The sequence below is a fragment of the Streptomyces sp. UW30 genome, from assembly GCF_008042075.1.
Lineage (GTDB): Bacteria > Actinomycetota > Actinomycetes > Streptomycetales > Streptomycetaceae > Streptomyces.
In genome coordinates, this window is record NZ_RDBN01000053.1 from 344861 (window position 1) to 357753 (window position 12893).

Sequence of the window (12893 nt, forward strand, 5' to 3'; positions counted from 1 at the left end):
GGGCGTCCGTGCGGGCGCCCGCCCTTTGCCGTTCTGTCGTCAGCAGGTCAGCTCGCGCCCCTCGCGGAGCGAGGCGGTGATCCAGGCCCGTTCGGGGGCGATGTCCTGCTCGCCGACGGCCCAGAAGTCGGGCTCGCGGTCGCCCCGCGGGATACCGATGAGCACCTGGTCGCCCTCGCGCAGGCCGGGCACGAGGTTCTCGTCGACCACGAACGTCAGCTCCCGCTCGCCCTGGTCCGGCTTGTAGTAGCGGGTCATGTCCAGGGTGACGCGCACGGACGCCGTACCGGGGACCTGCTCGACCGAGGCGGCCCGTCCCTCGGCCACCAGCCGGGAGCAGGCGAGGTAGCGCGGGCTGCCGAAGTCGGTGCCGCTGGCCTGCACGGAGGGGGCGGCCTTGTCCGCGCTGCTCGCCCCCGCGTCGGAATCGGCTCCGCTCCCGGCCTGGGTCACCAGCCAGCCCATGCCCGCGAGCACGGACGCGGCAGCGGCCACGGCGAGCGAGCCGAAGGCGACGGTGCGGATCCGGCGCCGGGCCCGGGAAGGCCGCCGAACGGGAGCGGGCTCGGGCACCGGTGGCGGTGGTTCGGCGAGCGCGTGCCCGATGATGCGGAGCTGCTCGCGCAGCAGCGCCACGTCGGCCGCGGCGGAGTCGTGCTCGGCCATGAAGGCGGCGTCCGCCCGGGCCTCGTCGGACAGCGGTTCACCGGTGATGGCGGCCATCAGCGCGTCGGCGCCGCGGCCCTGGTTCTCGGCGGTCATGTCACACCACCTCGTCCTCGTGCAGGCGGGCGCGCAGGGCCCGTACCGCCGTGTGCAGCCTGCTCTTGACCGTGCCCTCCGGGATGCCGAGTTCCTCGGCGATGTCCCGCACGGGCAGGTCCCCGTAGAAACGCAGGACGAGGACCTGACGCTGGGCGTCGGGCAGTTCGTCCAGGCCCCGGGTGACGGCGAGGGAGAGCAGGCTGGTGTCCTCGCCGGAGGGGTGCTCGGTCTGGCGCAGGGAGGCGAGCCGTTCGCCGAGGCGTTCCTGGCGCTTCTTGGCCCGGTGCCAGTCCATGGCGAGGTTGGAGGCGACGACCGCCGCCCACGCCGACACGTCCCGCGGCGCCTCACGTCCGCTCGCGGCCCGCTCCAGCAGCCGCAGCCGGACCTGCTGTACCCCGTCCAGCAGGTCCGCCTGCGGCACACCGCCGAGCGCGAGCACCGCCCGTACCCGACGCTCCTGGGCCGCGTCCAGGGGATCGGTGTGATCGTCCTCCTGGGCACGGCGGGCCTTTCTGCGCAGCACAAGCCACCCCCTCACCGCGTTTCCTCTACGACGCCGCAGCGCACGGAAACGTTCGCCCGGGTCGTCGGGAGTTTCCGCGAGGTGTACGTCACACCGCTGCGCGGGCGCAGCACAGCTTGCGGCACGAGGGCCCCGTAGGCCGAATTTCTGCAGCTCAGCGTGGGTGCGGACGGGAGTTCCGGTGCCGTCCGGCCAGGCGGGGTGTCCCGGTCGGCGGGTATGAAGCGCAAAGAATTGGACAGGCGGACCGGGGTCGGCCGCATGATGGAAAGGCCGCAGACATGCACGAACGCCTAGAGGGAGTCGCCGTGAGGGTCGGAATCGTCGGAGCCACCGGTCAGGTCGGCACGGTCATGCGCAGGATCCTCGTGGAGCGGGACTTCCCGGTCACCGAGCTGCGCCTGTTCGCCTCGGCCCGTTCGGCGGGGACGGTCCTGGACGGCGTGACGGTGGAGGACGCGGCGACGGCCGACTACTCCGGCCTGGACATCGTGCTGTTCTCGGCGGGCGGCTCGACCTCGAAGGCGCTGGCGCCGAAGGTCGCCGCGCAGGGCCCCGTGGTGATCGACAACTCCTCGGCGTGGCGCCGCGACCCCGAGGTCCCGCTGGTCGTCTCCGAGGTGAACCCGCACGCGATCACCGACCGCCCCAAGGGCATCATCGCCAACCCGAACTGCACGACGATGGCGGCGATGCCGGTGCTGAAGCCGCTGCACGCCGAGGCCGGCCTTCAAGCCCTCGTCGTCGCCACCTACCAGGCCGTCTCCGGCTCCGGTCTGGCCGGCGTGGACGAGCTGTTCGAGCAGGTCAAGAAGGTCGGCGACGACGCGCCGAAGCTGACCCACGACGGCTCGGCGGCGGAGTTCCCCGAGCCGCACAAGTACGTCGCGCCGATCGCGTACAACGTCCTGCCGCTGGCCGGCTCCCTCGTCGACGACGGTCTGCACGAGACCGACGAGGAGCAAAAGCTCCGCCACGAGTCCCGCAAGATCCTGGAGATCCCGGAGCTGAAGGTCTCCGGCACCTGCGTGCGCGTCCCGGTCTTCTCCGGCCACTCCCTCCAGGTCAACGCCCGCTTCGCCGACCCGATCAGCGTGGAGCGCGCCAAGGAGCTGTTGGCCGGCGCCCCGGGCGTGGCCCTCACCGAGGTCCCGACCCCGCTGCAGGCGGCCGGCCAGGACCCGTCCTACGTGGGCCGCATCCGCCAGGACGAGACGGTCGAGCACGGCATCGCCCTGTTCATCTCCAACGACAACCTGCGCAAGGGCGCCGCGCTGAACGCGGTGCAGATCGCGGAGTTGGTGGCGGCGGAGCTGAAGGGCTGACCGCCCGCACCTACGTCGACAGGGGCGGCCACCGGTGAACGGTGGCCGCCCCTGTCGTGGTGTCAGAGGTCCAGATGCAGTCGGAGTGCCGCATCGATCTGGGCCATGCGCTGACGGGGCACCGCCCCGATCGGCCGCAGCAGCCGCTCCTTGGCCAGAGCGCGGACCTGCTCGCACTGCACCTTGGAATCCTTGAGGAGGCCGCCCTCCCCCGCGGGAAGCAGCACCTGGAACGGATAGACGCGGGACGTGTTGGTCGTCAGGGGAACCAGCGTCACGACGCCTCGCCCGGTTCGCTGCACGGCCGCATTGGCACCGTCGTTCGAGACGATCACCGCCGGACGTGCCTTGCCGGCCTCACTGCCGCGCACCGGCTCGTAGTCGACGAGGTAGATGTCACCGCGCTTCATCGGTCAGCCCATCCCCCGAGAACTGGTCCCAGAATTCGGCGTCCTCGCTGCCGTCCCACTCGGCGAACGCCTCCGCGTACTCCTGCTCCAGATGAGCTCGACGCAGCAGCTCGATGGCGTCGTGTATCACTGCGGACCGGGAGTCCGCCGACTTCTTCGCGACGTACTCGTCGACGAACGCGACATCCTCCTGCGGAAGACTCACACTGATCTTCATACCCTCAGCATAGCAACGGACGAAGAATCGTACTACCTTTGGTGCTACCGTTCGGGAGCTACCCCTTGCGCACCTCGAAGAGGAAGCACCCATACTCCACAGCCCGCACATGGACGAACGCCACCGTCGGATCGCCGAACGCCTCCGCGAACGCCTCCTCGAATCCCCCCGGCCCCACGAGCCGCCCCCCGAGGATCCGCCCCTCCCCCGAGTAGCGACGCACGGTCCGGTGGGCGTCGGCGAAGGGCAGTGCGCCCCCGTGCGGACCCCCGCACTCGTCGGCGTGGATGAACACGGGCCCCTGCTCGTCGTACGCCCCGGGATCGACTCCGCTCTCCGCCGCCCAGCGCCGCAGCGGGGCGTACGAGACCAGGGCGATCCGCTCGCCGGGCGTGCTGCGGCGCAAGCAGCAGCGCAGCGGCGCCCCGCCCTCCTCGTCGGTCACGGGAACCGTGCGGCGCCCGGCGTCGTCGGCGGAGCGCAGCTCCTTCAGGGTCGTCGGATCGATGGCGTGTACCAGAGGTGTCGTCATGCCCCCAGCCTCGCGCGCGCACGCCCCGCCGACCGGCGGTCAACGGACATCGCGTTGCGGTCAGGTCCCGTGGAAGGATGGCGCAACCGACACATATCGAGGAGATGACCGCGTGCCTGGCACAAACCTGACTCGCGAAGAGGCGCAGCAGCGGGCGGAGCTGCTCACCGTTGACTCGTACGAGATCGATCTCGACCTCTCCGGCGCGCAGGAGGGCGGCACCTACAGGTCCGTGACCACGGTGCGCTTCGATGCCGCCGAGAACGGCGCCGACTCCTTCATCGACCTCGTGGCCCCCGCCGTCCACGAGGTGACGCTCAACGGCGACCCGCTCGACGCGGACGAGGTCTTCAAGGACTCCCGGATCGCGCTGGCGGGCCTGCTCCAGGGCCGCAACGTGCTGCGTGTGGTCGCCGACTGCGCATACACCAACACGGGCGAGGGCCTGCACCGCTTCGTCGACCCCGTCGACCAGCAGGCGTACCTGTACACCCAGTTCGAGGTGCCCGACGCCCGCCGCGTCTTCGCGTCCTTCGAGCAGCCCGACCTGAAGGCGACCTTCCAGTTCACCGTGAAGGCCCCCGAGGGCTGGACGGTCATTTCCAACTCGCCCACCCCGGAGCCCAAGGACAACGTCTGGTCCTTCGAGCCGACGCCGCGCATCTCGACGTACATCACCGCGCTCATCGTCGGCCCGTACCACTCCGTGCACAGCGTGTACGAGAAGGACGGCCAGTCCGTGCCGCTCGGCATCTACTGCCGCCCGTCGCTCGCCGAATACCTCGACTCGGACGCCATCTTCGAGGTGACCCGGCAGGGCTTCGACTGGTTCCAGGAGAAGTTCGCCTACGCGTACCCGTTCAAGAAGTACGACCAGCTGTTCGTGCCGGAGTTCAACGCGGGCGCGATGGAGAACGCGGGCGCGGTGACCATCCGTGACCAGTACGTCTTCCGGTCCAAGGTGACGGGGGCGGCGTACGAGGGCCGCGCGGAGACCATCCTGCACGAGCTGGCCCACATGTGGTTCGGCAACCTGGTCACCATGGAGTGGTGGAACGACCTGTGGCTGAACGAGTCGTTCGCCACCTACACCTCCATCGCCTGCCAGGCGTACGCCCCCGGCTCACGCTGGCCGCAGGCGTGGACCACGTTCGCGAACCAGATGAAGACGTGGGCGTACCGCCAGGACCAGCTGCCGTCCACGCACCCGATCATGGCGGAGATCCGCGACCTGGACGATGTGCTCGTCAACTTCGACGGCATCACCTACGAAAAGGGCGCCTCCGTCCTCAAGCAGCTGGTGTCGTACGTCGGCCAGGACGAGTTCTTCAAGGGCGTCCAGGCGTACTTCAAGCGGCACGCGTTCGGCAACACGCGCCTGTCCGACCTGCTGGGCGCCCTGGAGGAGACCTCCGGCCGCGATCTGAAGAGCTGGTCGAAGCTGTGGCTGGAGACGGCCGGCATCAACATCCTGCGCCCCGAGATCGCGACGGACGCCGACGGTGTGATCACGTCCTTCGCGATCCGCCAGGAGGCCCCGGCCCTGCCGTCCGGCGCGAAGGGCGAGCCGACGCTGCGTCCGCACCGCATCGCGGTGGGCCTGTACAACCTGGATGCCGAGTCCGGGAAGCTGCTGCGCGACGAGCGCATCGAGCTGGACGTGGACGGCGAACTGACGGCCGTACCGCAGCTGTCGGGCACCCGTCGGCCGGACGTGATCCTGCTCAACGACGACGACCTGTCGTACGCGAAGGTCCGCCTGGACGAGGAGTCCCTCGCCTTCGTCACCGAGCACCTCGGCGACTTCGAGGCCGCCCTCCCCCGGGCCCTGTCCTGGGCGTCGTCCTGGGACATGACGCGGGACGCCGAGCTCGCCACCCGCGACTACCTCTCCCTGGTCCTGTCGGGCATCGGCAAGGAGTCCGACATCGGCGTCGTGCAGTCGCTACAGCGCCAGGTGAAGCTGGCGCTGGAGCTGTACGCCGCCCCGGCCGCCCGCGAGGCCCTGCTGACCCGCTGGACGGACGCCACGCTGGCCCATCTGCGCGCGGCCGAGCCAGGCAGCGACCATCAGCTGGCGTGGGCGCGGGCGTTCGCCGACGCGGCCCGTACGCCGGAGCAGTTGGACCTGCTGGAGGGGCTGCTGGACGGCACCCAGACGATCGAGGGCCTGGCCGTCGACACGGAGCTGCGCTGGTCGTTCGTGCAGCGCCTCGCGGCGGTGGGCCGCTTCGACGAGACGGAGATCGCGGGCGAGTACGAGCGGGACAAGACGGCCGCCGGTGAGCGTCACGCGGCCATGGCCCGCGCCGCCCGGCCGACCCCGGAGGCCAAGGCCGAGGCCTGGTCGTCGGTCATCGACTCCGACAAGCTGGCGAGCGCCGTCCAGAAGGCGGTGATCGGCGGCTTCGTCCAGACCGACCAGCGTGAACTGCTCGCCCCCTACAGCGACACGTTCTTCGAGGTGGTCAAGGGCGTCTGGGACTCCCGCTCCCACGACATCGCCCAGCAGATCGCGGTCGGCCTGTACCCGGCGCTGCAGATCTCCGAGGAGACCCTGGCCAAGACGGACGCCTGGCTGACCTCGGCCGAGCCGAACGCGGCCCTGCGCCGGCTGGTCTCTGAGTCGCGGGCGGGCGTCGAGCGCGCGCTGCGGGCTCAGGAGGCGGACGCGGCGGCCGAGTAACGGCTGCAGCGCAGACGTCGGTACGTCGACAGGGGCGCCCGGTGCCATGGGCACCGGGCGCCCCTCGTCATGTCCTGGCAGAGAGTCCCGACGCCCCTTCCCGCAACGCCGCCAACACCCGCCCCACGGCAGGCGCGTCCTCCCCGCCCTTGCGTACGGCCGCCACCACATGCCGGGCCGGACGCTCCTCCCCCAGCTCCCGCATCACGACACCGTCCCGCGCCACCGCAGCCATCCGGGGCACCAGCGCCACCCCCATCCCCGCCTCCACCATCGCCAGGATCGCCGTCCAGCCGGCCGCCGAATGCCCCTGCCGAGGGCTGAACCCGGCCGCCTCGCACGCTCCGCGCGTGATGTCCGACCAGGGCCCGCTCCCGCCGAAGATCCAGTCCTCCCCGGCGAGGTCGGCCAGCCGCAGTTCCGGCACGGCCGCGCGTGCATGCCCTTTCGGGAGGGCGACGTCCAGCGGGTCCGCGAGCAGTTCGACCCGGGTGAACCGCGCGTCCCCGACCGCCGGGGCCTGCGCGGCGAGGGACAGCGCGAGGTCCACCTCGCCGGCGGCCAGCAGCTCGTACGCCTCCCCGGCCTCCGCCTCCCGCACCCGTACGACCACCCCGGGTGCCGTCTGCCGCAGCGCCCGCACGGCCGGTACGACCAGCGCGGGCACCGCCGTGGAGAAGGCCCCCACCCGCACCTCCCCGACCTCGCCGTGCCGATAGGCCGCCAACTCCGCGTCCGCCCGCTCCAGTTGCTCGAACACGGCCTCGGCGTGCCGCAGCACCAGCCGCGCCGCGTCGGTCAGCCGCACCCGCCTCCCCTGCGCCTCGAGCAACGGCACCCCGACCTGCTTCGCGAGGTTCGTCAGCTGCTGCGACACCGCCGACGGCGTCATCCGCAGCGCCTCGGCCGTCGCGGTCACGGTCCCCCGCTCCCGCAACGTCCGCAGGATCTGCAGCTTCCGGATGTCCCACTCGACCATGGCGGCAACCTACGTCACCGACGCCCCGCAGCCCCCAGGACGACCCCGCCCAGGATCAGCGCCATGCACAGTGCCTGAGCCATGCCGGTCGCCTCGCCGAGCACCGCCCAGGACAGCAGGGACACGCACACCGGCTGGAGGTAGTAGACGAGCCCGGCGCGGCTCGGTCCGACCAGCGCGATCGCCCGGTTCCAGGCGAAGAAGGCGACGGCGGAGGAGGCGACCGCGACATAGAGGATCGGCAGCACGGTGGCGGGCGTCACCGCGAAGCCGCCCTGTACCGCCAGGCTCACTCCCTGCGCGGGCAGCAGCAGGACCGTGCCGACCAGGAACGTGGTGAACAGGAAGGCCGTACCGCCCAGTTCGGCCGGCTTGCGCCGCAGCAGGCCGCTGTAGGACCCGAAGCAGCAGGCCGCCGCCACCATCCACAGGTCCCCCGCCGCGAACCGGGCCCCGCCCGCACCGCCCCCGATCAGCAGCACCACACCCGCACAGGCCACCAGCAGCCCCGCGACCCGGCGCGCGCCCAGCCGTACCCCCGACGCCCGCTCGAACACGGCCATCAGCACCGGCGACGCGGCCATGATCATGCCCATGTTGGCGGCGGGCGTCGTCAGCCCGGCTTGGTTGACGAGGGTGTTGTAGCCGGTGACGCCGAGGAGCGAGGCGAGCAGCACGAAGCCGAGGTGTCGGCGGATCGACTCCCGTTGCCGCCATGCCTGCCGCGCGCCGAACGGAGCCACCACGGCCAACGCCACCAGCCATCTCCAGAACGCCTGCTGCACCGGCGGCACGCTGTCGTGCAGCGCGCGGGAGGTGACGAAACTGCCGGACCAGACGACGGTCGCGAGGGCGGCGAGCGCGATCCCGAGGACGGGGGCGGCCGTCCTCGGGATCGGGGTGGTGGAGGCGGAGTCGGTGGGGGCTGTCTTACGGGCGGTCCGGTTCAGGACGGCGGGCACTGAGGTCCTTTCGATGGGCGGTGAGGGTGACGCGTCCACCGTCGCAGCGCACCATCCGTCACGTCCATCGAATCTTTTCGAGCATTCCTTTCAGGAGAACTGAAGGGTCAGTCCGGTCTCGATCGCCGCCGCGTCGGCGTCGTCCGCCGCCCACGCCACGTATCCGTCGGGCCGCACGAGCACGGCCGTGCGGCGCTCGCTCGCCCAGCGCTCCACGACCGGCAGGTGCTCGCCGCCGCTCCGGCTCCCGTACGACTCCCGCGCGGCCCGCGGAGCGATCAGTACGGACCGTCCGCCGCGCAGCACCTCGTACAGGCGCCCGCCCTCCAGGGCCACGTCCGGCATACGGGTGCCGACCAGGCGGTGGGCGCCGCGCGGGGCGGGGTACCGGTAGCCGATGCCGGAGATCTGGGCCAGGGCCTTCGTCCGGGCGGGCCGGGCGGCGCCTGCGAAGGCGGAGACAAGGGCGCGTACGGCACGCAGCGCCGGGTTCTGTGCCCGGGCCAGCCGGACCAGCCCGCCACTGCTGCGCAGCACCGCCTTGCCGACGGGGTGGCGCTCGGCGTGGTAGGTGTCCAGGAGGCCCGCGGACACCTGGCCCTTGACGACCGCGGCGAGCTTCCAGCCGAGGTTGGCCGCATCCTGCAGGCCGGTGTTCATGCCCTGGCCGCCGGCCGGTGAGTGGACGTGCGCGGCGTCGCCGGCCAGGAAGACCCGGCCGACCTGGTAGCGCGGCACCTGACGCTCGTCACTGTGGAAGCGGGACAGCCAGCGGGCGTCGTGCATGCCGTAGTCGGTGCCGAGGGCGCGCCGGGTGACGTCCTTGACCTCGTCGAGGTCCAGCGGGGCGTCGTCGGCGACCTCGTGGTCGCGGTTCCAGCCCATGACGCGGTACCAGCCGTCGCCGAAGGAGGCGATCATCGCGAAGGCGTTGCCCGCGCCGTTGACGGTGAGGACGCCGTCCGGCCGCTCGGCGAGCCGGACGTCCGCCAGGAACAGGGACTTGATGACGGCGACGCCGGGGAAGGGCAGGCCGAGCGCCTGGCGTACGGCGCTGCGGTGCCCGTCCGTGCCGACGACGTAGGCCGCGCGCCGGGTGACGACCGTCCCGTCCGGGCCGCGCACGTCGAGGTCGACCCCGTCGGCGTCCTGCCGCAGCCCGACGACCTCGCTCTCGTGGCGGAACTCCACGCCGAGCTCGTGCGCCCGCCGCTCCAGCAGCCGCTCGACCTCGTACTGCGGGGTGATGAGCAGGAACGGGAAGCGGGACGGCAGCGTGCCGAGGTCGAGGGAGAGCCGGCGGAACAGGCGCAACCGGGTGATGGTGCTGCCGGTGGCGATCAGGTCGTCGGCGAGATCGCGGGCGTCGAGCTGCTCCAGGGTGCGGGCGTGCACGCCGAAGGCGCGGGAGAGGTTGCTGATCTTGCGGGGGCGCCGCTCGACGAGGGTGACGGGGACGCCGGCGGCGGCGAGGTCACCTGCCAGGAGGAGGCCGGTGGGGCCGGAGCCGACGACGATCACGGTGTTGTCGGTGCCGGTGCCGGTGGCGATGTCGTTCATGGTGGCCTCCTGGGTGCCAACGCTTGCTTGCCAACGTTTGTTTGCCAACGACTGTTGGTCAACGCTTGTTGGCAACCGTAGGACGGGGGCATCGAGGTGTCAACACTTGTTGGCCTACACACGTTGGCCTACGATCGTTGGCATGAACCAGCGCACCTCCGGGCCCACCGCCCCACCCCGCCGCTCGGACGCCACACGCACCGCGATCCTCGACGCGGCCCGCGAACGCTTCGCTGCCGACGGCTACGAGCGCGCCACCATCCGCGCCATCGCCAAGCACGCGAACATCGATCCGTCGATGGTGATGCGCTACTACGGCAACAAGGAGGGCCTCTTCGCGGCGGCCATGGCCATCGATCTGCGGCTGCCGGAGCCGGGTTCACTGAACCGGGACGAGGTCGGCCGGGCGCTCGTGACGCACTTCCTGGACATGTGGGAGGAGAACGAGGTGCTCACGGCGCTGCTCCGGGTGGGCGCGACCAACCAGGCCGGGGCCGAGCGCATGCAGGGCATCTTCGCGGACCAGTTGCTGCCGCTCGCCCGCCGGGTGTGCCCCGATCCCGAGCAGGCCCCGGCACGGGCCGCGCTGGCGTCGTCACAGCTGCTCGGGCTGGCGCTCACGCGCTATGTCCTGCGCTTCGAGCCGGCCGTGGCGCTGGCCCCCGAGGAGCTCGTGGCCTGGCTGGCGCCCACGGTGCAGCGGTATCTGACCGCGCCGTACCCCGCGTGAGAGCGGCCTCGCGGGACGGGGATACGCCGGGGGCACAAAGGGGTCGGCCCGGCCAGGAAACGCCGATCGCCGGGCGCGGGCGCGGAACGCGTCGAGGGCGCCGGCCTCGTCGTCCATACGGCGGATGCGCGTACGTACGACGGGGCCGGCGCCCTCGACGGAAGCAGGGATCGGGCAAAAACGCCCTGATCAGGCCTTCGCCTTGGCCTTGGCCTTCGGCTGGCGGTCCGTGGAGCGGTCCAGGACCATCACGAGGCCCACGATGACCGCGAAGATCACGATCGGGGCAATGACGAACTGGGCCAGCGTCTCCATGACGCTCAGGCCCTGCCCGGGGTCGTCGCCGTCGTCACGCGTGAGCGCGAGCGCAGGGGACGACATCAGCAGCATCATCAGCGTCGTACCGGCAGCCAGGGCGCCGGCGCGCAGGGCGTTCTTCTTGTCCACGGGGCCAAAAGTATCGAACGACGGAACGGCCCGCGCGCCCGGGGTGCCGTATGAGGCCCATCTCCCCCGGCCGCCCCGTCACCTCCGCCGCCCGGCTCCGCCCCGCAGCACCTCGACCAACCCCCACAGCCGGGCCGACCCCGCCAGCTCCTCCAGCGTCATCGGCCTGCCGTCCGCGTCGGCGATCGGCAGCCGCCAGTTCGGGTACTCGTCCCAGGTCCCCGGCAGGTTCTGCGGGCGGCGGTCGCCCACGCCGTCCGGGAGCCAGACGCCGATCATCCGGGCCGGGGTGCGCAGCAGGAAGCGGTGGACGGCCTGGATCTCGGCCTCCTCCTCCGAGACGCAGTGCCCGCCGCGCGCACCCCGCAGCAGCCCCAGCCGGGACAGCAGCTCCAGCCACTCGCCCGTGTCCGCCGCGGCCAGTGCGCGCTCCTGGTCCAGCGGCCCGGTCAACAGGCCCAGACTGTCGCGCAGTTCGACATGCTCACCGGTGAGACGGGCCGCGGTGGACGGCAGGTCGTGGGTGGTGGCGGTGGCGAGGCAGTCGGCGCGCCAGGACTCCGGCGGCAGGGGGCGCCCGTCGCCGTCCCAGTCCCGCTCGAACCACAGCACGGAGGTCCCGAGCACACCCCGCGAACGCAAGTCCTCGCGCACCCCCGGCTCCACGGTGCCGAGGTCCTCCCCGATGACGACCGCCCCGGCCCGCGCAGCCTCCAGCACCAGGATCGCGAGCATGGCCTCGGCGTCGTAGCGGACGTACGTCCCCTGCGTCGGCGCCTGCCCCTGCGGCACCCACCACAGCCGGAACAGCCCCATGACATGGTCGATGCGCAGGGCTCCCGCGTATCGGAAGAGCGCCCGCAGCAGGCGGCGATACGGCTCGTACCCGGACTCGGCGAGCCGGTCCGGCCGCCAGGGCGGCAGTCCCCAGTCCTGGCCGCGCGCGTTGAAGGCGTCCGGCGGCGCGCCGACCGACATCCCGGCCGCGAAGTACTCCTGCTGCGCCCAGGCGTCCGCGCCCCCGGGATGCACCCCGACCGCCAGGTCGTGCACGATCCCGACGGGCATCCCCGCTTCCCGCGCGGCCCGCTGGGCGGCGGTCAGCTGGCCGTCGGTGAGCCAGGCGAGCCGGCAGTGGAAGTCGACCCGGTCCATCAACTCGCCCCGCGCGCGGGCCGTTTCGGGCGAGCGGGGATCCCGTAGCCCCCGCGGCCAGCGCTGCCAGTCCGAGCCGTGCACCTCGGCCAGCGCGCACCAGGTGGCGTGGTCCTCCAGCGCGTCCCCCTCCTGCGCGAGGAAGTCGACGTACGCGGCCCGCCGCCCGGGTCCGAGCGGCACCTCGCGCACCAGCTCCAGCGCCGCGCGCTTGGCCTCCCAGACCGCGTCCCGGTCGATCAGCGCGCCCTCCTCCAGCACCGCCGCCCGCAGCTGTCCGCCCCGCTCCAGCAGCGCCCGCACCCGCGCGCGGTCCTCGACGTAAGCGAACTCGGGCACGTCCTCGACCCGCAGGTGCACGGGGTCGGGGAAGCGGCGGGAGGACGGGCGGTAGGGCGAGGGGTCGGTCGGGGTTCCGGGTACGGCCGCGTGCAGCGGGTTGACCTGGACGAACCCGGCGCCGAGCGCCCGGCCGGCCCAGGTGGCCAGTTCGGCGAGGTCACCGAGGTCGCCCATGCCCCAGGAGCGGCGGGAGAGCAGGGAGTAGAGCTGGACGAGGAGGCCGTACGACGACCAGCCATCTCGTCGTCGCCCCGCCC

General features: G+C 72.1%; 12 protein-coding genes and 1 pseudogene. 3 read left to right on the forward strand and 10 right to left on the reverse strand.

Features of this window, described 5'->3' with window-relative positions; genetic code table 11:
* Positions 1–39: 39 nt before the first annotated feature.
* On the reverse strand, positions 40–762 hold the full coding sequence (locus tag EAO75_RS35705) for a hypothetical protein (protein WP_147999291.1): 723 nt from the start codon (positions 760–762) through the stop codon (positions 40–42).
* A 1-nt stretch (position 763) separates the two neighbouring features.
* A complete protein-coding gene (locus EAO75_RS35710) occupies positions 764–1291 on the reverse strand; it encodes an RNA polymerase sigma factor (protein WP_148000476.1) in 528 nt (175 codons plus the stop codon).
* A 308-nt stretch (positions 1292–1599) separates the two neighbouring features.
* Here EAO75_RS35710 and EAO75_RS35715 point away from each other — a divergent pair, with 308 nt between their 5' ends.
* Complete coding sequence (locus tag EAO75_RS35715; protein WP_147999292.1) at positions 1600–2616, forward strand: aspartate-semialdehyde dehydrogenase; 1017 nt, start codon at positions 1600–1602, stop codon at positions 2614–2616.
* Positions 2617–2678: 62 nt separating this feature from the next.
* Here the strand turns inward: EAO75_RS35715 and EAO75_RS35720 are convergent, their stop codons facing one another.
* The 3 genes from EAO75_RS35720 to EAO75_RS35730 are packed head-to-tail and all read right to left on the reverse strand — an operon-like array spanning position 2679 to position 3775.
* Positions 2679–3026, reverse strand: a complete 348-nt coding sequence (locus tag EAO75_RS35720) for a type II toxin-antitoxin system PemK/MazF family toxin (protein WP_147999293.1) — start codon at positions 3024–3026, stop codon at positions 2679–2681.
* Complete coding sequence (locus EAO75_RS35725) at positions 3013–3243, reverse strand: ribbon-helix-helix domain-containing protein (protein ID WP_147999294.1); 231 nt, start codon at positions 3241–3243, stop codon at positions 3013–3015. Before EAO75_RS35725 ends, EAO75_RS35720 begins: the two co-directional genes overlap by 14 nt.
* Before the next feature lie 58 nt (positions 3244–3301).
* Positions 3302–3775 carry a DUF1203 domain-containing protein gene (locus tag EAO75_RS35730; protein ID WP_147999295.1) on the reverse strand — a complete coding sequence of 158 codons (474 nt, stop codon included), beginning with the start codon at positions 3773–3775 and terminating at the stop codon, positions 3302–3304.
* 112 nt (positions 3776–3887) lie between these two features.
* Between EAO75_RS35730 and pepN the strand changes: the two genes are divergently transcribed.
* Positions 3888–6461 (forward strand): aminopeptidase N, encoded by a 2574-nt coding sequence (gene pepN, locus EAO75_RS35735; RefSeq protein WP_147999296.1) that lies wholly within the window; start codon positions 3888–3890, stop codon positions 6459–6461.
* A 67-nt stretch (positions 6462–6528) separates the two neighbouring features.
* On the opposite strand, the gene EAO75_RS35740 is transcribed toward pepN, so the two are convergent.
* From EAO75_RS35740 to EAO75_RS35750, 3 genes are all read right to left on the reverse strand, one after another.
* Entirely contained in the window at positions 6529–7440 is a 912-nt protein-coding gene (locus EAO75_RS35740) for a LysR family transcriptional regulator (protein WP_147999297.1), read from the reverse strand.
* A gap of 14 nt (positions 7441–7454) precedes the next feature.
* Positions 7455–8402: a DMT family transporter gene (locus EAO75_RS35745; RefSeq protein ID WP_147999298.1), complete on the reverse strand. Its 948-nt coding sequence runs from the start codon at positions 8400–8402 to the stop codon at positions 7455–7457.
* Positions 8403–8492: 90 nt separating this feature from the next.
* On the reverse strand, positions 8493–9962 hold the full coding sequence (locus tag EAO75_RS35750; protein WP_147999299.1) for an FAD-dependent monooxygenase: 1470 nt from the start codon (positions 9960–9962) through the stop codon (positions 8493–8495).
* Between the two features lie 142 nt (positions 9963–10104).
* Between EAO75_RS35750 and EAO75_RS35755 the strand changes: the two genes are divergently transcribed.
* The gene (locus EAO75_RS35755; protein WP_147999300.1) at positions 10105–10692 is read left to right on the forward strand and encodes a TetR family transcriptional regulator; all 588 of its coding nucleotides are present in this window, start codon (positions 10105–10107) and stop codon (positions 10690–10692) included.
* 189 nt (positions 10693–10881) lie between these two features.
* Here the strand turns inward: EAO75_RS35755 and EAO75_RS35760 are convergent, their stop codons facing one another.
* Both EAO75_RS35760 and malQ read right to left on the reverse strand, forming a co-directional pair.
* Positions 10882–11139, reverse strand: a complete 258-nt coding sequence (locus tag EAO75_RS35760; RefSeq protein ID WP_147999301.1) for a hypothetical protein — start codon at positions 11137–11139, stop codon at positions 10882–10884.
* Positions 11140–11217: 78 nt separating this feature from the next.
* A pseudogene (malQ, locus tag EAO75_RS35765) lies at positions 11218–12893 on the reverse strand (4-alpha-glucanotransferase); the annotation flags it as partial.